This window comes from Pseudomonas abietaniphila, assembly GCF_900100795.1.
Lineage (GTDB): Bacteria > Pseudomonadota > Gammaproteobacteria > Pseudomonadales > Pseudomonadaceae > Aquipseudomonas > Aquipseudomonas abietaniphila.
Window position 1 is genome coordinate 156,708 of sequence record NZ_FNCO01000012.1, and the last position, 26,782, is coordinate 183,489.

20 protein-coding genes, 1 tRNA gene and 1 riboswitch are annotated in these 26,782 nt (G+C 61.5%); of the genes, 3 read left to right on the forward strand and 18 right to left on the reverse strand.

What is annotated here, in order from left to right; all coding sequences use genetic code 11:
- The 14 genes from BLS87_RS22170 to BLS87_RS22240 form a co-directional block, all read right to left on the reverse strand.
- Complete coding sequence (locus tag BLS87_RS22170; RefSeq protein ID WP_074755656.1) at positions 1–1,221, reverse strand: YbfB/YjiJ family MFS transporter; 1,221 nt, start codon at positions 1,219–1,221, stop codon at positions 1–3.
- Positions 1,222–1,402: 181 nt separating this feature from the next.
- Positions 1,403–1,476, reverse strand: a tRNA-Gly gene (locus BLS87_RS22175).
- A 178-nt stretch (positions 1,477–1,654) separates the two neighbouring features.
- Entirely contained in the window at positions 1,655–2,539 is an 885-nt protein-coding gene (locus tag BLS87_RS22180; RefSeq protein ID WP_074755658.1) for an alpha/beta fold hydrolase, read from the reverse strand.
- Positions 2,540–2,850: 311 nt separating this feature from the next.
- Complete coding sequence (locus tag BLS87_RS22185; protein ID WP_074755660.1) at positions 2,851–3,543, reverse strand: pseudouridine synthase; 693 nt, start codon at positions 3,541–3,543, stop codon at positions 2,851–2,853.
- Positions 3,544–3,621: 78 nt separating this feature from the next.
- The gene (locus BLS87_RS22190) at positions 3,622–3,855 is read right to left on the reverse strand and encodes a cysteine-rich CWC family protein (protein WP_074755662.1); all 234 of its coding nucleotides are present in this window, start codon (positions 3,853–3,855) and stop codon (positions 3,622–3,624) included.
- Entirely contained in the window at positions 3,852–5,333 is a 1,482-nt protein-coding gene (locus BLS87_RS22195) for a sensor domain-containing diguanylate cyclase (RefSeq protein ID WP_074755664.1), read from the reverse strand. The genes BLS87_RS22190 and BLS87_RS22195 overlap by 4 nt, the downstream gene beginning before the upstream one ends.
- Positions 5,334–5,445: 112 nt before the next feature.
- Positions 5,446–8,661 (reverse strand): dermonecrotic toxin domain-containing protein, encoded by a 3,216-nt coding sequence (locus BLS87_RS22200; RefSeq protein WP_074755666.1) that lies wholly within the window; start codon positions 8,659–8,661, stop codon positions 5,446–5,448.
- A 159-nt stretch (positions 8,662–8,820) separates the two neighbouring features.
- A complete protein-coding gene (gene uca, locus BLS87_RS22205; RefSeq protein WP_074755668.1) occupies positions 8,821–12,510 on the reverse strand; it encodes an urea carboxylase in 3,690 nt (1,229 codons plus the stop codon).
- 125 nt (positions 12,511–12,635) lie between these two features.
- A complete protein-coding gene (locus BLS87_RS22210; protein ID WP_074755670.1) occupies positions 12,636–13,259 on the reverse strand; it encodes an urea amidolyase associated protein UAAP2 in 624 nt (207 codons plus the stop codon).
- A gap of 11 nt (positions 13,260–13,270) precedes the next feature.
- On the reverse strand, positions 13,271–13,996 hold the full coding sequence (locus tag BLS87_RS22215) for an urea amidolyase associated protein UAAP1 (protein ID WP_074755672.1): 726 nt from the start codon (positions 13,994–13,996) through the stop codon (positions 13,271–13,273).
- A gap of 12 nt (positions 13,997–14,008) precedes the next feature.
- Complete coding sequence (locus BLS87_RS22220) at positions 14,009–14,773, reverse strand: ABC transporter ATP-binding protein (protein WP_074755674.1); 765 nt, start codon at positions 14,771–14,773, stop codon at positions 14,009–14,011.
- Positions 14,770–15,585: an ABC transporter permease gene (locus BLS87_RS22225; protein WP_074755676.1), complete on the reverse strand. Its 816-nt coding sequence runs from the start codon at positions 15,583–15,585 to the stop codon at positions 14,770–14,772. Before BLS87_RS22225 ends, BLS87_RS22220 begins: the two co-directional genes overlap by 4 nt.
- Positions 15,586–15,612: 27 nt before the next feature.
- Positions 15,613–16,680 carry a putative urea ABC transporter substrate-binding protein gene (locus BLS87_RS22230; RefSeq protein ID WP_074755678.1) on the reverse strand — a complete coding sequence of 356 codons (1,068 nt, stop codon included), beginning with the start codon at positions 16,678–16,680 and terminating at the stop codon, positions 15,613–15,615.
- Positions 16,681–16,739: 59 nt separating this feature from the next.
- Positions 16,740–16,845: riboswitch (guanidine-I (ykkC/yxkD leader) on the reverse strand.
- Between the two features lie 880 nt (positions 16,846–17,725).
- Positions 17,726–18,838 (reverse strand): enoyl-CoA hydratase/isomerase family protein, encoded by a 1,113-nt coding sequence (locus BLS87_RS22240; protein ID WP_074755680.1) that lies wholly within the window; start codon positions 18,836–18,838, stop codon positions 17,726–17,728.
- Positions 18,839–19,009: 171 nt separating this feature from the next.
- Here BLS87_RS22240 and ung point away from each other — a divergent pair, with 171 nt between their 5' ends.
- The gene (ung, locus tag BLS87_RS22245; RefSeq protein WP_074755682.1) at positions 19,010–19,705 is read left to right on the forward strand and encodes a uracil-DNA glycosylase; all 696 of its coding nucleotides are present in this window, start codon (positions 19,010–19,012) and stop codon (positions 19,703–19,705) included.
- Between the two features lie 141 nt (positions 19,706–19,846).
- Here the strand turns inward: ung and BLS87_RS22250 are convergent, their stop codons facing one another.
- From BLS87_RS22250 to BLS87_RS22265, 4 genes are all read right to left on the reverse strand, one after another.
- Positions 19,847–20,881: an AbrB family transcriptional regulator gene (locus BLS87_RS22250; protein ID WP_074755684.1), complete on the reverse strand. Its 1,035-nt coding sequence runs from the start codon at positions 20,879–20,881 to the stop codon at positions 19,847–19,849.
- Positions 20,874–22,385: a tripartite tricarboxylate transporter permease gene (locus tag BLS87_RS22255; RefSeq protein WP_074755686.1), complete on the reverse strand. Its 1,512-nt coding sequence runs from the start codon at positions 22,383–22,385 to the stop codon at positions 20,874–20,876. The genes BLS87_RS22250 and BLS87_RS22255 overlap by 8 nt, the downstream gene beginning before the upstream one ends.
- A gap of 1 nt (position 22,386) precedes the next feature.
- The gene (locus BLS87_RS22260) at positions 22,387–22,845 is read right to left on the reverse strand and encodes a tripartite tricarboxylate transporter TctB family protein (protein WP_074755687.1); all 459 of its coding nucleotides are present in this window, start codon (positions 22,843–22,845) and stop codon (positions 22,387–22,389) included.
- An 80-nt stretch (positions 22,846–22,925) separates the two neighbouring features.
- Positions 22,926–23,912, reverse strand: coding sequence for a Bug family tripartite tricarboxylate transporter substrate binding protein (locus BLS87_RS22265; protein ID WP_167362092.1), 987 nt, complete (start codon positions 23,910–23,912; stop codon positions 22,926–22,928).
- 468 nt (positions 23,913–24,380) lie between these two features.
- Here BLS87_RS22265 and BLS87_RS22270 point away from each other — a divergent pair, with 468 nt between their 5' ends.
- Both BLS87_RS22270 and BLS87_RS22275 read left to right on the forward strand, forming a co-directional pair.
- Positions 24,381–25,052, forward strand: coding sequence for a response regulator (locus tag BLS87_RS22270; protein ID WP_074755691.1), 672 nt, complete (start codon positions 24,381–24,383; stop codon positions 25,050–25,052).
- Positions 25,045–26,454, forward strand: a complete 1,410-nt coding sequence (locus BLS87_RS22275; protein WP_074755693.1) for a sensor histidine kinase — start codon at positions 25,045–25,047, stop codon at positions 26,452–26,454. Before BLS87_RS22270 ends, BLS87_RS22275 begins: the two co-directional genes overlap by 8 nt.
- Positions 26,455–26,782: the final 328 nt, after the last annotated feature.

A 26,782-nucleotide genomic window follows, 5' to 3' on the forward strand; every position in this document is an offset into this window, starting at 1 on the left:
TCAGCGAGGAGCCGCTTCATCAACGCTTCGTGAAGCCACGATGTCGATCAGCAAGGCGAGGGCGATGGCGCCGGTTCCCAACAGGAACAACAGGGCGTAGTTCCCGCCGCTGTACGAGAACAAGTACGAAAAACCATACGCCGCCACTGCCTGAAACAGCGCGAAGCCTACCGTGGCCGTCCGCCACGCGGCGTTTTGTTGCGCGGGATGGTGCACCAGCAGTTCCTGCACACGGCCCAGGACCAGCGGCACGGTCCCCGTTACAAATGCGCCGACCACCACGCTGGAGGCCATCAACCATGGCGTGCCCAGGCCCAACGCCGGGATGCAGACACACACACCTTCCAGGATGAACGACAACCGCAGCGCCAGGCCGAAGCCGACGCGGTCGGCCAACACGCCCGCCAGCAATGGGCCGAGTGTCGCGCCAATGCCGAACAGCACCCAATATTGAGCCCCGACTTCAAGCCCCTGACCCAACCCGTGAGCAATAAAGGCCACCAGAAAAATCATGTGCGGCACCCAGCCCGCCGCGTTGAGCGCGTACTCGGCGTACAACGCCTTGAGCGTCGTGTTGTTGGATTGACGCGGATGCTGAACAGCGTGAACGGGCGCAGCGTCCTGCTTCGGCCAACCCTTCCAGGCAATCGCCGTGAACACCAGAGAAATGATCCCCAGCCCCAGCCAGGTCTGCTTCAAACCTTGCTGCAGCAACAGCGGCACCAACGTGCCCGACGCCGCGATACCGACCCCGACCCCCATGAAAATGATCCCGCCCGAAAGCCCTCTCTTCGACGGCGGCACATACGCCAACACCGCAGGCGCAGCCAGCACCATCAGCGCGCCACCCGAGATCCCCGATAACAACCGCCAGACAAAAAACCACAGATAAGACACCGGAAACGCACAGGCAAAAAAGGCCACACTGGCCAGCAGCATCATTGCCCTGAGCGTGAACGCCGTCGACGACCTCTGCGCCATCACCCGCCCAGTCAACGCACCCAGCAGATACCCCGCCAGATTCGCCGCACCCAGGTACGCGGCCTTCGACGCATCAAACCACCCGGCATCAATGATCGCGGGCAGCAAAGGCGTATACGCAAACCGGGCAAGACCAATACCCACCAGACTCGCCGAAAACCCGGCCGCAATGCCCCATTTGGCATTGTGAGACTGATCGTGGGAACCCGTGCGAGAGGGTGATACCTGAACCTTTTCCATCGTCTTCGCCTGCTGCTTTCAGATGGCACCACCGTACGCGCGTGCGGGGTATCTGAAGAAGCGAAAAGAAGTGATTGGGGGTATCTGGAAAAGTGGTAGCTTGGTGCAAACAGAGGCGCAAGGGCGGATCGGCAGATCAAATCAGGAATGAGGAGGTCTTTCGGGCGGGGTTTGGAGAGACTGGAGCGGGTGAAGGGAATCGAACCCTCGTTATCAGCTTGGGAAGCTGGAGTAATGCCATTATACGACACCCGCTTTTGACGCTTTCAGCGGGTCACTTTGTACCAGAAGCGGGCACTGAATTGAAGCGTTAAATGCGGTGCGTGGAAATCAGTGGGTGTTGCGGGGTGTTGCGGGGAAGGTTCGGGATTCATTCGCCGAAGGCTGGCAGGCGGGCGCTGGCGAATGAATCCGTTCCTTGAGACCTTCACGGTCAGATTGCAAATGCATGGTGCGTGTGTGCCTGTCGGTAGCGGGTTCGGCTGGGTTCGGGTGCCGGCGTGAGGAAACTCAACAGTGCGTTCCGGGATTCCAGGCACGCGGCTTTGTGTTCCATGTCCAGGAAGTGCCCGGCGCTTTTGATGGTGGTGAAGTGGCAATCGCGAATGTGATTGGCGAACAGTCGGGCGTCGGGGGCGGCGGTGTATTCGTCCCATTCGCCGTTCATGAACAGCACCGGCACGTTGATGCGTTTGGCGGCTTTGATCTGGTTGTGCGTGCTGACGTCCAGCACATGGTTGATGTGGTGGTGCATCTGCGCGTACTCGTGCAGGTCCAGTGAGCTGACGTGTTTGTAGTTAAAGCGCTTGAACAGCGACGGCAGGTGTTTGCCGATGGTGCTGTTGATCAGGTTGCCGACTTCGAAACGATCAAAGGCGCCCAGGTGTTGCTGACCTCGGGTGAGGTAGTCGTGCATGTGTTCGTTGATGACGGGCGAGAACGAGCTGATCACGGCCTTTTCAATGCGCTTGGGTCGGTGCGCCAGCGCCACCAGCGCGGCCGCGCCACCCCATGAGAACGACATGATGTGTTCGGCGTTGAAATGGTCGATTAGCTCCAGCAGGATCTGGCCTTCCATCTCTTTGGTCAGCGGTCGTTCATGGAGGTTGTGAGGCTTTGATTTGCCCGCGTAGGGCTGGTCGTAGAGCACGACGTTGAACTGCGGGTGCAGGTTGCGGACGGTCTGGGCGAAAGATGCAGTAGTGGCCAGTGAGCCGTTGACCATGATGATGGTCTTTTCTGCGGCATCTGCGCGATAGAACTCCGTGTAAACCCGAAACTGGCCCTGTATATCAAGCACAGCGATTTCTGGCCTCATATCCATGTCTCCTGACGTTAAAACCGGTGTGCGCGCAACCACGTTGCACGAGTTTCGTGACAGGTAGGCAATGCCTTGAAAGGGGGGCCCATGTCGGTCCGGGACAGTCTGTCCGACAGGTATTGTTATTGGCGGGCGGTGTGTCGCTTTTGGTGCCTGAAGGCGCTCGTGACGACAAAAGGTTTCTTAGAGTGCGTTCGTGACTCTCCGGTCACATGTGGACCGACGATTGGATTCAAGCAGGCGTAGAGGCAACCCGCAAGTGCCATTCGTGAATTGTCCTACACGATCTGCCGGGCGGTCGAAAGACGTCAGATCTGCTGAATCTCTTCAGCCGTCAGTGGCCGGTACTGGCCGGGCATCAGCGCCGGGTCGAGGCGTAACGGGCCCATGCTTTCTCGATGCAGGCGCACGACCTTGTTGTCGTAGAAACCGAACATGCGTTTGACCTGATGGTAGCGGCCTTCGACGATGCTCAATCGTGCGCGGCGAGGGTCGAGGATTGCCAGCAGAGCGGGTTGCGTGGTCAGGTCTTCGAAAGCGAAGTAGAAGCCTTCCGCGAATTTCTGAACGTAATGCTCGCCGATGTCCTGCTCGGTTTCGACGTAGTAAACCTTCGGGAGTTTGGTGGCAGGCTGGGTCAGACGACGTGACCACTGGCCGTCGTTGGTGATCAGCATCAGTCCCGAGGTGTTGAAATCCAGGCGCCCGGCGATGTGCAGGTCGTGTTTGTCGGGCTCGTGCAAAAGATCGAGCACGGTCGGGTGCTGAGGGTCAGTGGTGGCGCTGACGCATCCCGGTGGTTTGTGCAGCATGAAGTAACGCGCGGGCTTGCCCGTCTGCAGCACTTCGTCGTCGAGCATGACGTGGCTGAATTCGCGAACCTCGTGCAGCGGGTCCTTGACCGTCAGCCCATCGACTTTTACCCGTCCGGCGAGCAGCGCAAGGCGCACGTCCTTGCGACTGAAGCGGGGGAGGTTGCTGAGGAGGCGGTCGAGGCGCATGGCAGTTTGGCGTGCAAAGAGGGTGGGGCATGTTACGTCAGGTCAGGAGGTCGTTGAACCTGTGGGAGCGTCAATGGCTCATTCCGGTCGTTGAATCTGGTCGGGTTCGATGGCCTGAGCCAGTCCGGCGCAGCGCGGACAGAGGCATGCCTGGTTGCGCAGGGCCTCGGGCAACGCTGCCAGCACGGCGGGGTCAATGGTTTCGGTGAAGCACCAGCACGGCTGATCCACGGTGCGCGGATCGGCCAGTGTGCAGCGGTTACTCATGCCGCAGACGGGGCATGTGTCGGGGCTTGGTTCGGACGCGTTCATGCCGGTTCTGCCACTTCGGTACAGACCCGATTGCGGCCGTTCTGCTTGGCGCTGTAGAGCGCCTGGTCGGCACGGGCAATCAGGCTTTGCAGGGTGTCGCCGGGGTGCAGTTCGGTCAGGCCAAGGCTGACCGTGACTTGCAGGGCCGCGCCGGTGAAGACGTAGGTATGTTGCTCGGCCAGCAGACGAATTTTCTCGGCGACGCGTCGGGCACCGCTGCTGTTGGTGTCCTTGAGCAGGATGATGAACTCCTCGCCGCCCCATCGGCAAATAATGTCGGTATCGCGCAGGCAACGCCGCACATCGTCCGCAAAGCCCGTGAGCACTTCATCACCGGCCAGGTGGCCGTGGGTGTCGTTCAGGCGCTTGAAGTGATCCAGGTCCAGCAGCATGGCCGACAGCGCTTTGTGCTCCCGGCGCGCATCCGCGATGGCGTCCATGGCGATCCGGTCGAAACCGCGACGGTTGGGCAGGCCGGTCAGGCTGTCGAGCATGGCCTGGGTTTCAATGCGGACCTGGAAGCGGCGAATGACCCGATTGAGCAGGTACAGCACCAGCACCATCACGGCCAGACAGATCAGCAGGTTCAGGTACAGCGACTGGCGAATCTCGTCCAGCGCGCCGTCTTCGCGTTTGTCGACGAACAGGTACCAGTTCAGCTCGGGGATGTAGCGCACGTTGAGGAAATGCGCGTCATCCAGCGAATCGTACTGGTAGCTGCCGCTTTGTGGCTTGGGCATCTGCTGCTGAAGCCCCTTGAGGTCGGGCAGTTCGCGCAATACCTGCCCGACTTTTGCGCCGCCGGGACCACCTTGCGCGCCCGTCAGCACCAGTCGGCCAAAGGTGTCGACGAAATACACACTGCGTTGATAGCGTTCCTGGTATCGGTCGATCAGCTTGATGACGGCATCGACGGTCAGCCCGACCCCTGTGGCACCGATGAAGTTGTCGTTGTAATCGAAAACCTTGTAGTTGATGAAGAAGGTCAGGTTGTCCTTGTTCGCCAGGTCCGGGTCAACGTTGATCTCGTACGGATCGGCCATGTCACGCACACGGTAGTACCAGACGTCACGGGGCTCGTCCGGGCTGATCTTTTTCAGAATGCCTTTGGCCTGGTAGTACGTCAGGCTGTGGTTGGAGACGAAGAAGGCCGTGTAGGCACCGTAGTGATCCATGACCTCCTTGAGGTAACGGGTCATCTGCTGCGGGTCTTTTTCGCCGGCCACGACCCAGTCGCGCACAAAGGTGTCGCGGGCCATCATCGATGAGATCAACACCGGACGGACCAAATCCTTCTGGATTTCGGAGTAGACCGTGTCCGACGTCAGTGGCAGTTCGGTGTTGACGATGCTGTCTCGAATGGCATCTCGCGAAGCAAAATAGCTGAGCAAGGATGTCGCCAGAAAGCCGCTCCCCAGAAGGATCACCAACGTCAACAGCAGGGAGCGTTGTGAGTGGAGCGTGGAACGAAGGGGCATGACCAGTCCGCTTGAATGTAAAAGAGTCCGTCGACCCAGACATGCTAGCCTGCGGCCACCCTGTTGCGCCATGGGGGGCTGCGGTTAACGGCTGATCGGTGATGGCCGGCACCTACGGGCTGATCGGCGCGTTACCGATCGGCGCGTGAAAGTCAGGCACTCGTCCCAGCAGCGAGCTGACCGCCGAGCAGCGGCAATGCACCAACAGAATCCTGTCGTAATGAATGCCATGGCGATTCAGTTCGTTGAACAGGTCCTGCAAGGTCGGGTTAGTCATGCCGAAACGATTGCGCACGGTCAGCACGTCCATGGGGGTTGACGGTAAGTGTCCCGCCAGCGGCGACTGCTGGGTGTTGCGTACGATATGACCGATGTATCGATAGCTTTCGTAGTGCTCACTCTGAAATTTCGCCAGGGTGTAATTCTTGATCCGACCTGGGAGTGACGTGCCGGCCATCAAGGTGTCGGCTTCCAGCCAGGACGAGAAAGGCGGCGTCCTGGGGCCGGGAAGAGGCTGCGTGGTGTTGAGCAGCGAGTAGGGGATAACGTTCTGGCTGGCAACACGGTGCAGGGTCGGATCAATCAGCGTCTGGCCATGAGGGGCGTAGGTGCGCAATTCCGTGCCGTTGGGAATGGCCGTGGTGCGGGTCCAGGGCAGGTAGTAACCGTGACTGCTGACAACCAGCGTGCGCGCCTGGTTGCGATCCGAGGTCCAGAGCAGAAACTTGCGCCCCAGCTTCCAGGCCCTGACCGGCTCGACGCCGAACATGCCGTTGCCGAGCAAGCTCCAGGTTTTCATCGGCCCTGTGCCATTGAAGAAGGTGCTGACGTAGGTTTTTCGCGAGTGCGTGGCGCCCCGTAGCCATTCGGCGAAGCTTCGGGAGGACGGTAGCGCACGGGCAACGCCCAGCGCCTTCGCGGGTGTGGCGAGCTGAGTGAACACCCGCAGCAGGCGGGGCGTTGCTGGCCCCAGCTGCAACAGCCCCAGGCTGAGGATTGCGAAAAAGACCTGCTTTCGTTCGGCTGCACGATGCCCCGGCAGACTGGCCGCCTGAACATTCAGCGCCAGGCTTGCGGCGCTCGCCGTCAGCGATGCAATAACGGCGACAGGCATCAGCAACGCCATCGGTGCCAGCAGCAGCTGCAATCGGCTCACCTGTTGCTTCCAGTGGTTTATCGCGACCTCGCGATCCGTGACGATGCTGTCTTCGGCGTCATGGTGGCCGTTCTGTCGTAACCCGCTGGCCATGAACGCCAGTGGACAGCCGGAAACCTCGTGTTCCGCGACGCCGCCTTGCCGGGTTTTGTACACGTCTTCGTTGTAAATTCGCTCGGTCCACGGGCGCAGGTCGGAAACCGGCGCAGGAACGGGGGCGGTGCCGCCCCAGAGTGCGGTGATATAGGCCAGGCGCTCGTGAAAACGGCTGGGCATGTAGTTGAGCACCGTCTTTCGCCAGTGTTCATCCGCTGCCGCGTGGGCCAGATGCTGAGCCAGACGCCTGGGGTCATCGAGTTCCACGAAGGGCTGCTTCTGACCCGCCTGATACAGCACGCCGGTCGGCTGTGTTTTGTGCCGGAACAGCAGCAGCCCGACACAGGCCGGAGCGTCCGCCCCCGTCACGGAGCCTGCGTTCAGGTAAAAGCCGAGTGCGTGACAGTGGGTCTGACGTTGCGCGGTGTGTTGCTCCGCCTCTTCGAGCGCGGTCACCAACAGGCTGAATGCTGATGCAGAGAGCTCGCCATTTTTTAGGCTCAACACCGCCTGCGCGATGAAGGTCTTCTTCAGAGAACGTTCGATGGCCGCGCCTTGTCTGTCCCAAAAACGCCTGAGCCTCTTGGCCATCATGTCGAGAAATTCGATGCTGTCGACATGCGCCTGGACACTCGCGGGTGTGATCGACAGCTCTGCCTCGGGCGACCAGACGCCCTTGGCGCTTGCATCTACGTACACCACCGAGCGGCCTCCCTCATCGGTGTACCCGCTGGGATGTTCTTCACGATAATTTCTGATCAGTGCCTGCCCGAGGCTCATCGGCGTTTCACTCGGTACGACGACGTGTGTGGGCGGTCGTTGCGGATCGCCCCACGGCGTGGTCGAGGTGCCTCGCACGTAACGGATGAAAACGTGTTTCGGGTCCAAGTCATGGGGAGGTCCTGCATCGAGCCCCTTGAGCCAATTGCCCATGATTCGGTTCGCGACAGTTGTCGGCGTGGGGATGCGGTCGAGGATCTTCGGTTCGCCATGCCAGTGATCCAGCACGCTGACCAGTGTCATCGCGGGCTGGATCGGCGCCATCAGCACGTCGTCTTCGTCCTCTGCAGCGTGTGCAAATGATTCGAACGGACCGCTGGTCATGAGCCGGTCAATGGAAAATTGCCGATGTGCCTGCTTGAGTTGCGTGAAGAGATCCCCAACCGGCTCGCTCAGCCCCAGCGTGTTCGGCGCCTGAGAAAGATCCAGGTGCATCCGGTGCCAGGGTGAAGCGTTCAGCGCTTTGAGGACGGCGTCCTGATTCCAGGGCTCATCGTCGCTGATGTACTCGTGGCAGTGTGTGGTGGCGCCGAGTACATGAACGTAGCAATGCCCCGTGAACCGGGACCTCAGGTGGAACACGCCCGGGATGAGGTCATCGTTGAGGGTTAGCAGATGCACTGCCGAGCGGGGGGTATGCCTTTCGGTGGTCAGTGCCGACAAGGTCTTTGGAAACCACTCGAACCCCGCAGCGTCCAGCGCAAGGACGTACCCGTCCATGCTGATGCGTTTGCGGCGCTGTAACTGACGCAGCCCGTCGAGAAACGACAGGGTGGCGAGCATTTGCCAGGTATCGGCATGTCGCTCCCAGAATCGCAACACCCGCTCCTCGTACTCACGGGTCCACCGCGTATCGATGAGCAGCGCAAACAGGGTGGCCAGCGTGAAGTGCGGGAAGTCTTCGTGCAGCGCCCGGTCAGGCTCCGCGCAACGCTGGAGCGCCAGAAAGGCCGGAGGATCGAGCACGGCACGGCCGAGTTCCCGGACGGACAGGCGCAGATCGAATTGTTCCTCGCCGTTGTTCTCCACGGTGGGATTTTCTACGGTCGTGAACTGGATATGCAGCGCATCGATATCAATGGGGTGGCCAAGCCTGTCGCGCAAGGCCTGCTCAAGCCGTTGATCAAGGTAAGCGTGAATCGAGGGCGGGAATTCGAGGTCCAGTTGCCACGCTTTCAGAATCCATACCGAACCCGCCAGCAGCCGTGCGACGGGGCTGTTGCGCATTCTGGCCAGTTGTTTGTGGTTGAGGAGGGCGGGCGCGGTGTGGGTGGTGGCGATGTTGCTGTGGGTCATGGCATGACAGTTATGAGGGAGTGAGCGGTGCACTATGTCGTGCTTGAGGGCTAAAAAAGCGTATCTATGTAATGCATTTTACGAGGTGGAAGCTGGTACGGGTCGCAGTGACCGAGGATGGTCGGAAAGGGCGGCGCCGGATCAGCGCCGCCCTCGCTGTCAGTGCTCTGCTTGGAGCACTACCACGCGTTGGCCTGCGCGTACGGCGGAGCCGGGCTGCACACGCACTTCCTGAACCACACCGGCAACCGGGGCGAGCAGGGGGATTTCCATTTTCATCGACTCGAGAATCACCAGCGTGTCGCCTGGCGCGACACGCTGCCCCACTTCGACCTGAACCTGCCAGAGGTTGCCCGCGATGTGGCTGTCGACGCTCAGATGCCCCGGTGGTACAGAGGCTTCTTCGACGCTTTCGGCGACCGCTTCATCGCTTTCGAACGTGGCCTGGCCGTTGGCAATCCAGCGTTCGCGCTCGGCGTTGAACGCGCCTTGCTGCTGGTTGCGGAACGCAGCGATGCTCTGGGCTTCTGTCGCCAGAAACGTCTGGTAGTCGGCCAGGTTCAGCGTGGTGTGTTCGATCTGCAGCGGGTAACGCCCGAGCGGAAAGTCGCGACGAATGTTCAGCAACTCGTCGGCGCTCACCGGGTAGAAACGAATCTGGTCGAAGAAGCGCAGCAACCACGGTTTGCCGTCGAACGCTTCGACGGCGCGGTAGCGGTTCCACATCTGCAGGGTGCGGCCCACGAACTGATAACCGCCGGGCCCTTCCATGCCATAGACGCACATGTAGGCGCCGCCGATGCCGACCGAGTTTTCGGCGGTCCAGGTCCGGGCCGGGTTGTATTTGGTGGTCACCAGACGATGGCGCGGGTCCAGCGGCGTGGCGACCGGTGCGCCGAGGTAGACGTCACCCAGGCCCATCACCAGGTAGCTGGCGTCGAACACGGTGCGCTGCACTTCGTCCAGGTTCGGCACGTCGTTGATGCGACGAATGAACTCCAGGTTGCTCGGGCACCACGGCGCGTCCTTGCGTACGGTGGTCATGTACTTCTCGATTGCCAGCTGGCAGGCCGGGTCGTCCCACGACAGAGGCAGATGCACGATGCGAGATGGCACCTCGAGGTTCTTGCTGGCGCACACCGCATCCCATTCGCCCGCGACGATGTTCAGCAGCTCGGCGAGGGGTAATTGTTCAGGTTGGTAATGCACTTGCAGCGAGCGAATGCCGGGCGTCAGGTCGATCACACCGTTCAGGTGTTTGCTTTCCAGCGCCTGCATCAGCGCGTGGCCCCGGAACCGCAGCACCAGATCCAGCTCGGGGGCGCCGATTTCCAGCAACAGGTGGGTGTCGCCGGATACGCGCGCGACCAAGCGGGTGTCGGCGACGCCAATGTCCAACACAATCGGCGACGTCAACGAGGCCCCCTGCAGGAGCGCGCTGGCCCGCGAAGAGGCTGGTACATCCGCTGCATCTCTGGCGTCTGAACCATCGTCGTCGCGGGCAAGCGCGCTCCTACAGGATTGAGATTCCCCCGGGATATCAGCGTCGACATCCAGGCCTGTGCAGAAGGCTGTTCGTGCGGCGTCGAGGCTGACGGGATGAAAGCGCACCTTGTCCCCGGCCTTGAGCTGTCCCAACTGCCACAGGTCCGCTTCGATGATGGTCACCGGGCAGACGAAACCGCCCAGGCTTGGTCCGTCGGGTCCGAGAATGACCGGCATGTCGCCAGTGAAATCCACTGCGCCAATCGCATACGGGTTGTCGTGGATGTTCGAGGGGTGCAGCCCGGCTTCTCCGCCGTCGGCACGCACCCATTCAGGCTTCGGCCCGATCAGGCGCACGCCGGTACGGCTGGAGTTGAAATGCACTTCCCAATCGGTGGTGAAGAAGGTCTGGATGTAGCCCTCGGTGAAATACTCCGGTGCGCCGTGGGGCCCGTAGATCACCCGGATATTACGCACGGCCGGCAGGGCCTGTGCCTGTTCTGCAGGCAATTGCGCTCCGACGCTGCGGTCAGTCAACGGCGCAATGTGCAGCACGTCGCCAGCCCGCAACGCGCGACCACCGTGACCGCCAAACTGTCCAAGGGTGAACGTGCTTTTGCTGCCCAGATAATCCGGTACATCCAGCCCGCCACGCACGCACAGATAACTGCGTGCACCTGCGCCGGCAATGGTGCCGAGCGCCAGAGTCGAACCTGCGGTCACCAAAAACGACTGGTTCATCGGCTGTGCCTGACCGTCAAGCGTCAGCGGAATCACGGCCCCGGTCACCGCTACCACGGCATCGGTGTTGAAGCGCAGCATCGGCCCGCTCATGGTGATTTCCAGCGCCGAGCAGCCTTCGGGGTTGCCGAGCAGACGATTACCCAAGCGCAGGGAGCGGCTGTCCATCGGACCGGACGGCGGCACACCGACCGCCCAATAACCCAGACGCCCCGGATAATCCTGCACACTGGTTTGCGTACCGCCGCTCAGCACCTCGAAGGTGTCGGCGTGATACACCAGACCTTCCAGGCAGCGGGTCCAGGGCTGGCCACTGGCAAAAGGCGCGTCGGCGAGGATCTGGCGCAAGTAGTCGCGATTGGTCTCCACGCCATACAGGCGCGTGTCGCTCAGAGCTTGCGCCAGACCTTCGCTGGCGGCTGCACGATCCGGCGCCCAGCAGATGACCTTGGCGATCATCGGATCGAAAAACGGCGGGATCTCGCAACCGACCTCGACCCAAGTGTCGATGCGCAACTGCTTGCCATCCGCGGGTGGGAATTGAACGGACGTCAGCAATCCCGGACTCGGCTGAAAGTCACGGCCCGGGTCTTCGGCGTACAACCGCGCTTGAATGGCGTGGCCGCGGGGTTGCAGACCCGCTTGCAAGTCGGCCAACGGCGGCAGGTCACCGGCGGCCAGCTGGATCATCCAGCTCACCAGATCCACGCCCCAGACCTGCTCGGTCACACCGTGCTCGACCTGCAAGCGGGTATTCACTTCAAGGAAATAAAAACGCTGATCGTCGCTGTCGAAGACGAATTCCACGGTCCCGGCGCTGCGATAACTGACGGCTTTCGCGAGCTTGATCGCCGCCGTGCACAACTCATCGGCCATGCCTTCAGGCAGGTTGGGCGCAGGGGTTTCTTCAAGGACTTTCTGATTGCGGCGTTGCACCGAGCAGTCACGAACACCCAAGGCAATGACTTCGCCCTGACCGTCGCCGAACACCTGTACCTCCAGATGACGCGCGCGCTGGATGTACTTCTCGATGAACACGCCCGCGTCACTGAAATTGTTCTGGCCGAGGCGTTTGACGGCCTCGAACGATTCGCTCAGTTCGCTGGCGCTGCGGCACACGCGCATGCCGATGCCACCGCCGCCTGCCGTGCTTTTCAACATCACCGGGTAGCCGATTGTCTCGGCGGCGCTCAGGGCGGATTCGACGCTGTCCAGCAACTCGGTGCCTTCCAGCATCGGCACGCCATGCTGTTTCGCCAGCGCACGGGCCGTGTGCTTGAGGCCGAAGACGCGCAGCTGTTCAGGCGTGGGGCCGACGAAGGCGATCCCCGCGTCTTCACAGGCCTGCGCAAACGCGGCGTTTTCCGAGAGAAACCCGTAACCGGGGTGAATCGCCTTGGCGCCGGTCGATTGCGCGATGGTGAGGATCTTGTCCACCGCCAGATAGGTTCCGGCCGCGCCACCGTCGCCCAGGCTGTGGGCCTGATCGGCCTCCAGAATGTGCAGGCTGGCGGCGTCGGCTTCGGAATAGACGGCAACGCCTTCGACCTTAAGGGCGCGCAAGGTACGCAGGATGCGGCAGGCAATGGCGCCGCGGTTGGCGATCAGCAGTGTGTCGAACATGGTTTTTGACCCCGGAGACTGACCTGCGTCGATCTCAAACTGGGTAGCGGGCCGTCCCGCTGTTGTACTCGTTGCACGAAGGCCGTCCCTCGCGCCAAAACGTCGAATCAGTGCGCGTGTAACGATTAATCCCAGACGAGCAATTCAGCCGGCGTCGGGTTGTAGCCGTTGCACGGGTTGTTCAGTTGCGGGCAGTTGGAAATCAGCACGATCACGTCCATTTCGGCGCGCAGTTCCACATATTTGCCCGCGCCGGAAATGCCATCTTCGAACGTCAGTCCACCTTCGGCGGTGACCGGCACGTTCATGAAGAAATTGATATTCGGGCTGATGTCGCGCTTGCCCAGACGGCCGTCGTGAACGCAGGCGCGCAGGTAGTTATCCCGGCAGCTGTGCATGTGGCGTTTTTCCAGCGCGTAACGCACGGTGTTGCTTTCTTGTGCGCAGGCGCCGCCGAGGGTGTCGTGGCGACCGCAGGTGTCTTCGACGATGGTCAGCATCGGTTTGCCGAGGTTGGAATAGAGCACGCTGCCTTTGCTCAGGTAGACATTGTTCTGCCGACGTAGCGTGCGCTGCACGTCATAACGTTCACGCGGGTTGGCCAGGCTGTAGAACAGCGTGTCGACGGCCTGATTGCCTTCGAGGTCGAGCAGGCGCAGGGTTTGCCCGGCCTTGAGTTCGGTCAGCGAAGGTTCGCCAGCCGGGATGAAGGTGATCGAAACGGGTGCGTTTTTCTGTGGCGTATTCATCGCGGCAATCCTCAAGCGAACAGGCGGTCGGTGTTGATGAAACCGCGCACGTTTTCCTCGCGGGACGTACGGCAGTGTTCAGCGACGCTGGCGTCGGCCTTCATCCAGCTCAACTTGACGGGCTGCGGCGCGTACTCGGGGTTGGGGTCCATCGGGTGTTGCAGCGCCGTGAGCACCACCAGCGTGTCCATCGGTGCGTACAGCTCGATGCTGTCGCCAGCTTTCGAGTTGTCGGGGACGAAGGCCAGGGCGCCGTTGTCGTCGACGTTGACGCGGCTGAACAGGTTGAGTGTCATCAGCAGATCGGAAAGGCCCAAGCCCCACTTGCCCATCTCGACCAGCAGGTTGTCGGTGCCGTTGCGGAAGAAGCCGTTGCGCAGTTCCTGATAGCGGCCCTGGCCGTACTTCTCGGTGACTTCATCGGCACACAACACGCCGCCGATGCTGTCGCTCCAGCCGCAGGTGTCTGCGGTGATCGCTGCCAGCACGCGGCCCATGTCCGAGTACAGGCAATGGCCGGTGGTCAGCTTGGCGGTGTGTTGGCATTTGAGGCTGTCAGGCAGGTTCAGGCGCTCGGTTTTTTCATGGGCGTTGAACATCGTCAGGCTGACGTTGGCGTTGCCGTTGAGGTCGGTCAGGCGCAGCAATTCGCCGCGTTTGAGGACGAACGACAGGTGGCCGCCACCGGGCAGCAGTTCTTCGGCGAATACCGGAAAGACAGCAGTTGAATCAGTCATGTCGAGAATCCTTCAAACCGTTTGCAGCGATTCAATGGCCGCGCGCGCGGCGCGACGATCGCTGTTCAGGGGAATGTCATAAGTGATGCGGGCGCCATAGGCACCGGGTGCGTGCGGGTCGATGCGGACCTTGTCGAACACCAGCAGCCGCGTGCCGAGGTTGAAGCCTTCGGACAGGTCGTGAGTGACCATGAACACCGTCAGTTTCGTTTCCCGCCACAGCTCCAGCAGCAGGGCGTGCATGTCTTTGCGGATGCCGGGATCGAGCGCACCGAACGGCTCGTCGAGCAGCAGCACGCGAGGCTTCATGATCAGTGCCTGAGCGATGGCGAGCCGTTGCTGCATGCCGCCAGACAGCTGCGTCGGGTACTTGTCCAGCGCGTGGCCGAGCCCGACCTTGTGCAGCAGCACCGAGGCCTGCTCCCGAGCCTCACGTTTCGCGTTGCCGAACAACCGGCCCAACACCGCTGAACGCGGCAGTTCAAGGCCCAGCGCCACGTTGTCCAGCACCGACAGGTGCGGGAACACCGAGTAACGCTGGAACACCACGCCACGGCTGGCATCCGGTTCTTTGGCCAAGGGTTGACCGTCGAGCAGAATGCTCCCTTTGCTCGGCACTTCCTGGCCCAGGAGCAGGCGCAGGAAGGTCGATTTGCCGCAACCCGACGCGCCGACAAGGGTGCAGAACTCGCCCTCGGCGATGCTCAGGTTCAGGCCTTCCAGCACCACTTGATCGTCGTATTGTTGCCAGACGTTATTGACCGTAATGAAGCTCATGCGCGTGCGCCCTCGTACCAAGGGAACGCTTTGCGTGTCAGCGCTTTCAGGCCCCAGTCCATCAGCCAGGCGAGCAGGGTGATCCAGACCACGTAGGGCAGGATCATGTCCATCGCCAGATAACGCCGCACCAGGAAGATGCGGTAACCCAGACCGTCGGTGGACGCGATGGCTTCGGCCGCGATCAGGAACAACCAGGCCGAGCCCAACACCAGCCGCAGCGAGATCAACAGCCGTGGCAGCAACTGCGGCAGCACGACGCGCAGAATCAGCGTCCAGGTCGACGCGCCCAGCGTCTGGGCCTTGATCAGCAGCTCGACCGGAATCTCCCGGGCGCGCTGTTCCAGATCACGGGCGAGCACCGGGGTGATGCCGATCACGATCAGCATCACCTTCGACAACTCGCCCAGGCCGAAGACGATGAACAGAATCGGCAGAATCGCCAGCGGCGGCACCATCGACAGCACCGTCAGCAAGGGTGACAACGGCGCACCGAACAGCGGCAGCACGCCCGACGCAATGCCCAGACACAGCCCGACGACCGCACTGATCGCCAGGCCAATGGCCAGGCGTTGCAGGCTGGACGCGGTGTCCTGCCACAGGATGTATTCGCCGGTGCGTTGATCAGGGTTGATCGCGACACGTTTGATTGCATCCGTCATCTGCACGGCGCTGGGCAGCAGCTTGTCGTTAGGGTTCTCCGTCAGCCGTGTTGCCGAGCCCGTGAAGTAGGCGAACAGCAACAGGGCGAACGGCAGGATCACCAGAATCAATCGGCTGGCGCGATCCGGGCGGCGGTTTATTAGGCGCATATGGAATAACCTGTCTGAAGCGAATTTTTACAACTTGCCGTCAGCGGCCATCTGCACATAGCTCGGGTCGAAGTGCAGTTTGAGGTTGCCCTTGTCGCCTTCGGTCACGCTGTTGGCGAAGCTCATGCCGACGGCGCTGGAGTCTTTGGCGCCTTCGCCGAGCAGACCGTGTTCGAAGGAGAAGTCAGCGACCTTGCGCATGGTGCTCGGCAGTTGCTTGCTGGTGGCGAACGCCAGGGCTTCTTTCGGTGTGGCGAACAGCTTGGTGGTGTCCAGCTGCGACTGGAAACCGGCCAGGTCGGTGCCCGAGGCCTTGGCCATGTGTTCCAGCGCGACCTTGGATTCGGCGGACTTGGCGTTCATCAACGCGACGACTTCAAACCAGGCGCCGGTCAGGGCTTTGCCCAATGCGGGGTTGTCTTTGAGGGTCTGGGTGTTGACCACCATCATGTCCATGATTTCGCCCGGGATCTTGCTCGAATCGAACACTTCGGTGACGCCCGGCTTGGCCTTGATGTCGGAGAGCATCGGGTTCCAGGTGGTGACGGCCTTGACCTGATCGGTGTTGAACGCCGCAGAGATGTCGGCATCGGACGTGTTGACGACCTTGAGGTCTTTCTCGGTCAGGTCCACCGAGTCCAGGGCGCGGGCCAGCAGGTAGTGGGAAACCGACAGCTCGACCAGGTTGACGTCCATGCCCTTGAGGTCAGTGACTTTCTTGCCGTTGCCCTTGATGACGATGCCGTCGTTGCCGTTGGAGAAGTCACTGACTACCAGTGCGGTGCTTTCCACGCCGCCTGCGGCTGGAATGGTCAGGGCATCCATGTTGGTCATGGTGCAGCCGTCGAACTGGCCAGCGGTGTACTGGTTGATCGACTCAACGTAGTCGTTGATCTGAGTGACCTTGATGTTGATGTTGTACTTCTTGGCCCACTTGTCGACGATGCCTTGCGTGCCTGCGTATTCCCACGGCATCCAGCCGGCATAAATGGTCCAGCAGACGTCGAAGTCTTTTTTCGAGGCGGCGGTGGCCGAGAGGCTGAATGCAGCGATGAGGCCGGCGGTGAGCAGACCGAACAGACGGGACTTTTGCATGGATAACCTCCAGTAGCGAAAAGGGGCGGTCAGGAGCACGGCGACACCACTGGTGTCCTGTCTCCCGGGCTTTTATCCCGCCGTGTAACCTCTACTGGAGGTCGCCGACTCTCGGACCAGCCACTCGCTGTTTTCAAGCGAGCCGGAACCCTAGTCGGCTATTGCAAATTGTGGTGCCGCGAACCTGAGTTGACTCCTGCACAACCTTTGATAAGCGAGAGTTGTGCCAAGTCGCCACAGGCCGCGCAGGCCATGGCGGCGGGCGACGTGTGAGGTTTTTTCGCGGGACAAACGTGCACCGTTGCGGGGCGCCGTCTGGCGGCTGGGGCTTGAGCTGGGGCACTCGGAGGGGATTTTGCAGTCTGACCTTACGTTCTCGGCAGTTTTGGGAACGCCGACCAGCGCCGCTGGTTCGAGCTCTATCGCGGTCCAGGAGGCCGCCATGTATCGACGAAGCTTGCTCACCGTTTTGATGACGTTGTCTCTTGCAGGATGTTACGGAGGCTATTACGAATCGGACACCTACACGCAGCCTGTCTATAGCAGCGGCTACAGCAGCGGATACGTGTATGACAACTATCGCCCCTATGGCCCGACCGCTTACGGTTCCGCGGTGTACTACTCATCTCCGCGCTACTACTCGGGCCCGCGCTATTACAACCCACCTCGTTACTATGCACCGCCTCCGCGTTATTACGGTCCCGGATATGGCGGTGGTCGCCCCGGATATGGAGGCGGGGGCTGGCACGGCGGTGGCGGTGGGTACCACGGCGGCGGCTCCGGTTATCGCCCACCGCCTCCTGGTCCTAGACCTGGCGGAGGCGGCGGTCCGGGGCCAGGTTCCGGCTGGCACGGCAATCCCGGCGGCGGAGGTCCGGGCCCAGGGCGTCCCTCCGGCGGTGGTCGCAACTTCCGCGAGGACGGTAATTTCGGTCGAGGCGGACATGGCGGCCCAGGCGGCGGGAACCGATAGGCCAACGCAGACGGCGCTCCCTTGAGCGCCGTTTTTTATTGTCTTGTCGCTGGTCACCCGTAGGTGCAATGTTCAATAGCCCGACAAATCCGCCAACGGGTGCCGTCCTTCCCAGGCCTTTTCGAAATGCGCGTCCACCACCGCCAGTGGGATCGTCGCGATGTCTTGCCAATGCCAGTGCGGCATATGGTCCTTGTCGATCAAGCGCGCCCGCACCCCCTCACTGAATTCAGGGTGACGGCAGCAGTTCAGGCTCATGCAGTATTCCATCTGGAACACCTGGGCCAGCGACATGTGCCGAGCCCGCTGAATCTGTTCCCACACCAATTGCGCCGTCAACGGGCAGCCCTCGGTCAGGGTTTTTGCGGCCTTGGCCAGCAGCGCATCCTGTGAATGAAGCTGATGTTTCAGAGCGTTCCAGGCACACGGGGCGTCCGCCACATCGAGAATCTCGTCGATCTGCTGGCGACGCGGCAGCCACTGCGCAGGCGGAAGCTGACCAGTGGCTTCCTGTTGCAGCGCCTTGAACAGGCTGTTCAGCTGCACGGCAGTCTGTTCTTGCCAGTTCAACTGCAACAGGCGATCAATCATTTCTTCCTGTTGATCGTCCAGCAGAAAGCGATCAGCCAGGTCCAGATCCAGCGCATCGCGGCCGTTGATGTGCGACCCGGTCAGGCCCAGAAACAGCCCCAACTTGCCGGGCAGGCGCGACAAAAACCAACTGGCGCCGACGTCGGGGAACAGGCCGATGTTGATTTCCGGCATTGCCAGGCGGCTGCTGGGCGTTACCACGCGAATATTGGCGCCTTGCAACAACCCCATGCCGCCGCCGAGCACGTAGCCGTGACCCCAGCAGATCAACGGTTTCGGGTAGGTGTGTAGCGAGTAGTCCAGACGGTATTCAGCGGCAAAAAACTGCGCGGCCAGTGGTGGGACGTTTCCCGGTTTGCCACGGTTGGCTTCGACCAGCGCCCGGACGTCGCCGCCCGCACAGAACGCTTTCTCGCCGTTGCCGCGTAAAAGGACACAGACAATCTGAGGGTCGCTGGCCCAGGCATCCAGTCGATCCTGCAGCGCCAGAATCATCGGCAGGGATAGCGCGTTAAGGGATTTTTCCGCATCCAGCGTGGCGATGCCGAGGCGGGCGCCGTCGGTGCCGGTAAGCTCTTCGAATTGCAGATTCATCGTAACCTCGTGTGCATGGTACGGGTATCCGTTAAGGACTGTGAGTCCTGCGTCTGCCGGGAAGTTGCAATCAGGTGGTGCAGAGGAGTGTAGAAAACCCGCGACGTGTTGCGCTGGAAATAATGGGTCACAGCCCCTAAAGTCCGCGCATTGATTTTGCCGGATACGACCATGACAGACGACGACCGCATCAAACTTGAGGCCAGCTGGAAGCAGGCCCTGCGTGAAGAATTCGAAAAGCCTTACATGGGTGAGCTGCGCGAGTTCCTGCGCCAGGAGCATGCCGCGGGCAAGGAGATCTATCCTCCGGGACCGCTGATCTTCAATGCGCTCAATTCAACGCCGCTGGACAACGTGAAAGTGGTCATCCTCGGTCAGGACCCGTATCACGGCCCGAACCAGGCGCACGGCCTGTGCTTTTCCGTGCAACCGGGCGTACCGGCGCCGCCGTCGCTGGTGAACATCTACAAAGAGCTCAAGCGCGACCTGAACATCGACATTCCCAACCACGGCTACTTGCAATCGTGGGCGGATCAGGGCGTGCTGATGCTCAACACCACGCTGACCGTCGAACGCGCCAACGCCGCCTCTCACGCGGGCAAAGGCTGGCAGCACTTCACCGACAAGATCATCGAAACCGTCAGCGCGCATCAGCCGCATCTGGTCTTCCTGCTGTGGGGCGCCCACGCTCAGAGCAAGAAAAAGCTCATCGATGCGACCAAGCACAAGATCCTCACCTCCGTTCATCCCTCGCCGTTGTCGGCTTATAAAGGCTTTCTGGGCTGCGGGCATTTCGGCATGGCCAACAAGTTTCTGGAGCAGAACGGACTGACCCCGATTGAGTGGCGCTTGCCCGAACAGGTCTGATTTTGATCGTTTGATCGTTCCCGCGCTCAGCGTGGGAACGCCTTTATTGACGCTCTGCGTCAAAGGACGCGGAGCGTCCGAGGGGCATTGCCACGCGGAGCGGGGGAACGATCATGACAATGCCGCTCCCCCAATCGGGCTTCACACCGCAGGCTGCCGATTCCAGTACCTGAACAACGGCTCCGCCAGAAACAACACGAACAGCAACCTCATCACCTGCATCGCCGTGACCAGCGGCACCGACAGTTGCAGCACTTCGGCCGTCAAACTCATTTCTGCGATGCCGCCGGGCATCATGCCCAGGGTCAATGAGCGCAGGTCCAGATGGGTCGCCGTGCTCAACGCCAATGCACACAGCGCTGCGATGCTCATGGTCAGCGCCGTCCCGATCAGCGTCCGCCCAATAAAAGAAGGGGCGCGGCGGAAGAACGCGCGGTTGAAGTGACACCCCAGACCGCTGCCGATCAACCATTGCCCCACCTGACTGCCGCCGTTGGGCAGGCCGATGTGCAGGTCGAAACTGACGCTGATCACCGCGCTCACCAGCAATGGCCCGAACAGCCAGGGATTGGGCTGTTTCAGACGCTGCCACAGCCAGGCGACCAACGCGCCCAGCGGGAAAAGCAACGCGAGCCACGTCCAGTCCACGACCGTGGCATGAGACGGCGGGGCGCCATTGCCCATCAGGTATTTGAAAATCGCCGGAACGCACAAGACCACCGCCAGCACGCGCAGGCTTTGACCGGCCGCCACGTTGCTGAGCATCGCGCCATTGCGTGCACCGAGGTTGACCATCTCTCCCGAGCCGCCGGGCATACTGGAAAAGAACGCCGTTGCGCGGTCCTCGCCGGTGCGCAGCATCAGCCAGACGCCCACCACGCTGGACACGCTGGTGACCAGCGCACCGATGAAGATCAGGCCGAAATGCGAGAGGACTTGTTCGATGACGACAGGGGTGAAGTGCAGGCCGATGCCGATGCCGACCACCCATTGGCCGCATTTGCGGCCGCCGGGGATTTCAGCCAGCTGCCATGGGGTCAGGCAGCGGACCAGGATGATCGCCAGCAATGAGCCGACCATCCAGGGCAACGGCCAGCCGACCTGACTGGCGAGGTAACCCCCCAGCAGGCCGACCAGCGGCGTTCCCCACCACGTTTTGAAGGGTCGATCAGACATCGGCCAGCGCGCGACGCTGTGAGCGCTTGCGCCAGATGCGCAGCAGCGGGAAGGCCAGCATGACGATGGTCAGTGCCCACACACCCAGCGTGATCGGGCTTGACCAGAGAATCTCCAGCGAGCCGTTGGAGATCGACAGCGCGCGACGCAGGTTCTGCTCCATCAAACCGCCGAGGATGAAGCCCAGCAGGATCGGCGACAACGGGAAGTCCAGCTTGCGCAGGATGTAACCGAAGATACCGATGCCGACCATCAGAAACAGGTCGAAGGTGGTGGCGTGAACCGCGTAGACACCGATCCCGGTAATGATCGCGATCACCGGCACCAGCGCCCAGTTCGGCACCGCAAGAATGCGAGTGAACACACGGATCATCGGAATATTCAGGATCACCAGCATGACGTTGGCGACGAACAGCGACGCGATCAGGCCCCAGACCAGATCGGGTTGTTGCTGGAACAGCAAAGGTCCCGGCGTGATGTTGTACAGCGACAGTGCGCCGATCATCACGGCCGTGGTCCCCGAACCCGGTACGCCGAGGGTCAGCATCGGCACGAGTGCGCCACAGGCAGCGCCGCCAATAGCGGTTTCAGGCGCTGCCAGACCGCGCATGTCACCTTGGCCGAATTTGCCGTCTTTACCCGCGATACGTTTCTCGGTCATATACGCCACGGCACTGGCCAGCGTAGCGCCGGCACCCGGCAACACGCCCATGATGAAGCCCATCACTCCGCAACGCAGGTTGACGACGAAGACCGCGCTGGCTTCCTTGACGTTGAACATCATGCGACCGGTCGCCTTGACCGCTTCCTGACCGTGGTGGGTCTTTTCCAGCAAGAGCAGGATTTCGCTGATCGAGAACAGGCCCAACACCAGCACCACGAACTGGATGCCGTCTGCCAGGTGAATGTTGTCTCCGGTGAAACGGTAGACGCCGCTGTTGGCGTCAATGCCGATGCTCGACAAAAACAGTCCGATCAACGCGGCAACGAATGTCTTCAGTGGACGATCGCCGGCCATGCCGCCCAGGCAGACGATCGCGAACACCATCAACACGAAGTATTCCGCCGGTCCGAAGGCGATCGCCCATTTGGCAAGCAATGGGGCGAACAGCACCATGCCGCAGGTTGCGATCAATGCGCCGATGAACGAACTCCATGCGGACAGCGAGAGTGCCACGCCGGCAAGGCCCTGACGGGCCATCGGGTAGCCGTCGAGTGTCGTCATGACGGTGGACGCTTCACCCGGAATATTGAGCAGAATCGAGCTGATGCGCCCGCCGTACTCACAACCCAGATAGACGGCTGCCAACAGAATCAATGCCGACTCGGGCGGAAGGCCCAAGGCGAAGGCGATGGGGATCAGCAGCGCCACGCCATTGATCGGACCCAGGCCCGGCAGCAGGCCGACGATGGTGCCGATCAGCGTGCCGGAAAGGGCGGTGATCAGGTTGTACGGGGTCAGCGCGACGCCGAAGCCCTGGCCGAGATAGCCGAGAGTATCCATATCAGTTCTCCAGAGCGTCGAGCACGCCCAGTGGCAGAGGCACATCCATTACTTTGTCGAAGAGCAGGTACAGACCGATGCTCATCAAGGTGATGATGACGATGCTGGGCAGCCAGCGACCGCCATATAAACGCGCCATGGGAATGCCGATCAGCATGCTGCTCAACACAAAACCCAGAGGTTCGAACAGGCCCGCAAAGATCAGCAGCAGAACCGTGCACGCGGCGATCTTGATCAGCGTCGGACGGTCCAGCGGTGGCTCGCCTTCGGAATGCTTGATCGGCGTTGGGCGAAACACCATGTACAGCAACGAAATGCCCATCAGCGCCAGCATCAGCAGCGGAAACGCGCGCGGGCCCACGGGTTCGTAGGAAAAAGGTGCCTGATAAGGCCAGGCCATCAGCGCCAGGCCGATACAGGCCAACAGCAGTACGAAGGCGAAAATGCGTTGAAACACCATGGAAAGCTCCCGGGTGGCGCCACCGCGCAGGCGGCGCAACCCTCACGTCAGTCAATCGAGAACCACTTAACGGGGTCCCATCACTGAATCAGGCCGAATTCCTTGGCCAGCACTTTGTATTCACCCACGCGGGTCTTCACGTACTTGTCCAGCTCGTCACCGGTCATGGCGAACGGGAACAACTCGCGCTGGTCACGCAGCTTGGCGAAGTCTTCCGAGGCCAGCAGCTTGTCGAACGCTGCTTTCCACCAGTTGTATTCCTCGTCGGTCACCTTCGGGCCGAGGTAGAAACCACGTACTACGGGCCAGACGATGTCGTAGCCTTGCTCTTTGGCGGTCGGAATGTTCTTCATTTCCGGCTCGTCCAGGCGCTTCTCGGAGAACACCGCCAGCAGGCGCATGTCGCCACTGAGGATGTGCGGCATGGAGTCGGAGATGTCAGTGGAGCCAACCTGGATATGCCCGCCGAGCAGGGCGGTGGCGATTTCACCGCCGCCTTCGAGCGCCACATAACGCAGATCCCGCGGGTTGATACCGGCTGCCTTGGCGACCAGGGCGGTCTGCATCCAGTCCTGACTGCCGACGGTGCCGCCTGAGCCGATGACCACTTTGCTTGGGTCGGTTTTCAGGGCTTTGACCAGATCGTCGAGGTTCTTGTAGGGCGAATCGGCTTTCACCGCGATGGCGCCATAACTGGTGCCGACCGCCGCCAGCCAGCGCACCGCGTTTTCGTCGAACCGACCGAACTTGCCTTGGGCAAGGTTCAGCAGCGAACCGCTGGACCAGGCGACCAGCGTGCCAGCGTCCGCCGGGCGCTGTGCGACCACCGCGTTGTACGCCACTGCACCGACACCGCCGGGCATGTAGGTCACGCGCATCGGTTTGGTCAGAATCTTCTCGTTGACCAGTGCGCTTTGCACCAGTTTGCAGGTCAGGTCGAAACCGCCACCCGGCGATGCCGGTGCGATGCATTCAGGACGATTGGGCTCGGCTGCCCACAGTTGAGTGGCTACCAGCATGCAGCTGGCGGCGACGCTGATACGGCGCAACGATAGGTTCATGGTCAGTCTCCAACGGAGTTGTTGTTTTTGGGTGCGTTTGGCTTATTGGATCGGGCGAAGATTCCCACCGCGTCGTGGACGCGTGGTGATCAGGGAGGAGGGCGTGACGATGCACCGCGCAGCAAAACCGCGAAGTGTACTCAAAACAGAATGGGATTCAGACGGCGCTGTGGCCGAGGATTTCAGTGAGCTCATCACCGGTGACTCCGATATTGTTTTTATTGTTGAAAACGCATCGAGGCGTTTTTCGTCACGACCTGCGTGTCACGGACCTCGGAATGAGGGCAAGCGTAACAAGTCGTAACCGGATCCTAATGGGCGAAGCTTTCATCAACCTTTCAACTACCTTTCATTGAGTACCCGCCAGCTCTCGTGCGGGCAGCGGCGGTGCTGTCTGACGCGCTTAGGGCCTTCACAGACGGCGGCGCGCCTGTAAACTCCGCCTCCACCAAACGCCTCAATCGGGAGAAGTCGATGCGTGTCCTGCTCGTCGAAGACCATCTGCAACTGGCTGAAAGCGTCGCGCTGGCGCTAAAGGGCAGCGGGCTGACCGTGGACGTGCTGCACGACGGCGTGGCGGCTGATCTGGCGCTGGGCAGCGAAGAGTACGCGGTGGCGATCCTCGATGTCGGCCTGCCGCGCATGGACGGTTTTGAGGTGCTCGCGCGGCTGCGGGCGCGGGGCAAGAACATTCCGGTGTTGATGCTGACCGCCCGCAGTGACGTCAAGGATCGGGTCCACGGCCTCAATCTGGGGGCCGACGATTACCTGGCCAAACCTTTCGAGTTGTCGGAGCTGGAAGCACGGGTCAAGGCGCTGTTGCGACGCAGCGTGTTGGGCGGCGAACGCCAGCAGCGGTGTGGGGTGCTGGTGTATGACCTCGACACCCGGCGCTTCACACTGAGCGACGATGTACTGACGTTGACCTCTCGCGAGCAGTCGGTCCTCGAAGCGCTGATCGCCCGTCCCGGTCGGGTGATGAGCAAGGAGCAACTGGCCGCTCAGGTGTTCGGCCTGGACGAGGAGGCCAGTGCGGACGCTATCGAAATCTACGTCCACCGGTTGCGCAAGAAGCTGGATGGCCATCCGGTCGGGATCGTGACCTTCCGCGGTCTGGGCTATTTGCTGGAAAGCCGGGATGCTTAATCCGTTTCCTTCTGCGGAAAACAGCCTGCGCTGGCGCCTGCTGTGGAACCTGGGATTGCTGCTGGTGGTGTTGATGATCGCCAGCGGCATGAGCGCCTACTGGAACGGTCGCGAGGCAGCGGACACCGCCTACGACCGCACGCTGCTGGCTTCGGCGCGGACCATCGCAGCCGGGTTGTCCGAGCGTGATGGCACCCTCAGCGCCGACGTGCCCTACGTGGCCCTCGATACGTTTGCCTATGACAGCGCCGGTCGGATCTATTACCAGGTCAACGACATCAACCACAAGCTGATTTCGGGTTACGAAAATCTCCCCGGGCCGCCGCCCGGCACGCCGCGCACCGACGCTTACCCGGCGCTGGCCAAATTCTACAGCGCGCGCTATCAGGGCCAGGATGTGCGCGTGGTCAGCCTGCTCAAACCGGTGAGCGAGCCGAACATGAACGGCATCGCCGAAATCCGCGTGGCCGAGACCGAGGAGCAACGGGTGAGCATGGCGCGGGGCCTGATGGCCGATACCCTGTTGCGGCTGGGCATGCTCGGCAGCGGCGCGCTGCTGCTGGTGTGGTTTACCGTGAGCGCCGCACTGCGACCGCTGGATCGCTTGCGCACGGCGGTGGAGGAGCGTGAGCCCGACGATTTACGCTCGTTACCCATGGTCGAGGTGCAGCACGAACTGCGCCCGCTGGTCATCTCGCTCAACCACTTCACCGAGCGCCTGCGCATGCAGTTCGAGCGTCAGGCGCAGTTCATCGCTGATGCCGCCCATGAGCTGCGCACGCCGTTGGCTGCGCTCAAGGCGAGGGTCGAATTGGGGCTGCGTGATCAGGAGCCGGCTGCCTGGCGCAGCACGCTGGAAAGCGCGGCCATGGGGACGGACAAACTGACGCACCTGGCCAATCAGTTGCTGTCGCTGGCACGCATCGAAAACGGTGCCCGGGCGATTGCTGAAGGCGGGGCGCAGTTGCTGGACCTCAGCCAACTGGCGCGGGAGTTGGGCATGGCCATGGCGCCGCTGGCCCATGCCCGAGGCGTTGCCCTGGCCCTGGAAGCCGATGAGCCGGTCTGGATGCGCGGCGAGCCGACCTTGCTCAACGAACTGCTGAGCAACCTTGTGGACAACGCCCTCGCACACACGCCATCCGGTGGCAATGTAGTGCTGAGGGTGCATGCGCCCTGCGTGCTCGAAGTCGAGGATGACGGGCCGGGTATTCCATTGCACGAGCGCGATCGCGTGTTCGAACGTTTTTATCGGCGCAATCAGCAAAGCACCGGCTCAGGGCTCGGCCTGGCAATCGTCGGCGAAATCTGTCGCGCGCATCTGGCGAAGATCACTTTGCATGATGGCGCTGAGCGCGGATTGAAGGTTCGAGTGACATTCCCGGTTTCCCTTCCATCGTAGACATACGCGCCAGGTCAGCGACATTTTTGCGGCTGACACACCACTTATGGGAGCGAGCTTGCTCGCGAATGCGGTGGGGCAGCGACATCATCGGTGAATGCCCCCCCCCCTTCGCTGCCCTCGTAACCTCGGACGTCTCCCACAGGTATTGCGTTGTACCCATGCTTCGTCGCAGCGCATCAAAACGGCTAGGAGTTTTCTGAAGAGACCGCATAAACCGGGACCTGCCACGCACCCTGTGGGAGCTGCTGGAGTTTACGACAGTGGCGAATGCGGTGGGTCAGCGACATTTTCGCGGCTGACACACCACCTGTGGGAGCGAGCTTGC

Bases quoted from the DNA above. Each gene is read 5' to 3' on its own strand.
- uca (WP_074755668.1), bottom strand. From the start codon at position 12,510: ATGTTCGACACACTGCTGATCGCCAACCGCGGCGCCATTGCCTGCCGC.
- BLS87_RS22200 (WP_074755666.1), bottom strand. From the start codon at position 8,661: ATGACCCACAGCAACATCGCCACCACCCACACCGCGCCCGCCCTCCTC.
- BLS87_RS22195 (WP_074755664.1), bottom strand. From the start codon at position 5,333: ATGCCCCTTCGTTCCACGCTCCACTCACAACGCTCCCTGCTGTTGACG.
- BLS87_RS22270 (WP_074755691.1), top strand. From the start codon at position 24,381: ATGCGTGTCCTGCTCGTCGAAGACCATCTGCAACTGGCTGAAAGCGTC.
- BLS87_RS22260 (WP_074755687.1), bottom strand. From the start codon at position 22,845: ATGGTGTTTCAACGCATTTTCGCCTTCGTACTGCTGTTGGCCTGTATC.
- BLS87_RS22225 (WP_074755676.1), bottom strand. From the start codon at position 15,585: ATGCGCCTAATAAACCGCCGCCCGGATCGCGCCAGCCGATTGATTCTG.
- BLS87_RS22170 (WP_074755656.1), bottom strand. From the start codon at position 1,221: ATGGAAAAGGTTCAGGTATCACCCTCTCGCACGGGTTCCCACGATCAG.
- ung (WP_074755682.1), top strand. From the start codon at position 19,010: ATGACAGACGACGACCGCATCAAACTTGAGGCCAGCTGGAAGCAGGCC.
- BLS87_RS22220 (WP_074755674.1), bottom strand. From the start codon at position 14,773: ATGAGCTTCATTACGGTCAATAACGTCTGGCAACAATACGACGATCAA.
- BLS87_RS22255 (WP_074755686.1), bottom strand. From the start codon at position 22,385: ATGGATACTCTCGGCTATCTCGGCCAGGGCTTCGGCGTCGCGCTGACC.
- BLS87_RS22275 (WP_074755693.1), top strand. From the start codon at position 25,045: ATGCTTAATCCGTTTCCTTCTGCGGAAAACAGCCTGCGCTGGCGCCTG.
- BLS87_RS22190 (WP_074755662.1), bottom strand. From the start codon at position 3,855: ATGAACGCGTCCGAACCAAGCCCCGACACATGCCCCGTCTGCGGCATG.
- BLS87_RS22210 (WP_074755670.1), bottom strand. From the start codon at position 13,259: ATGAATACGCCACAGAAAAACGCACCCGTTTCGATCACCTTCATCCCG.
- BLS87_RS22250 (WP_074755684.1), bottom strand. From the start codon at position 20,881: ATGTCTGATCGACCCTTCAAAACGTGGTGGGGAACGCCGCTGGTCGGC.
- BLS87_RS22215 (WP_074755672.1), bottom strand. From the start codon at position 13,996: ATGACTGATTCAACTGCTGTCTTTCCGGTATTCGCCGAAGAACTGCTG.
- BLS87_RS22185 (WP_074755660.1), bottom strand. From the start codon at position 3,543: ATGCGCCTCGACCGCCTCCTCAGCAACCTCCCCCGCTTCAGTCGCAAG.
- BLS87_RS22230 (WP_074755678.1), bottom strand. From the start codon at position 16,680: ATGCAAAAGTCCCGTCTGTTCGGTCTGCTCACCGCCGGCCTCATCGCT.
- BLS87_RS22180 (WP_074755658.1), bottom strand. From the start codon at position 2,539: ATGAGGCCAGAAATCGCTGTGCTTGATATACAGGGCCAGTTTCGGGTT.
- BLS87_RS22240 (WP_074755680.1), bottom strand. From the start codon at position 18,838: ATGAATCTGCAATTCGAAGAGCTTACCGGCACCGACGGCGCCCGCCTC.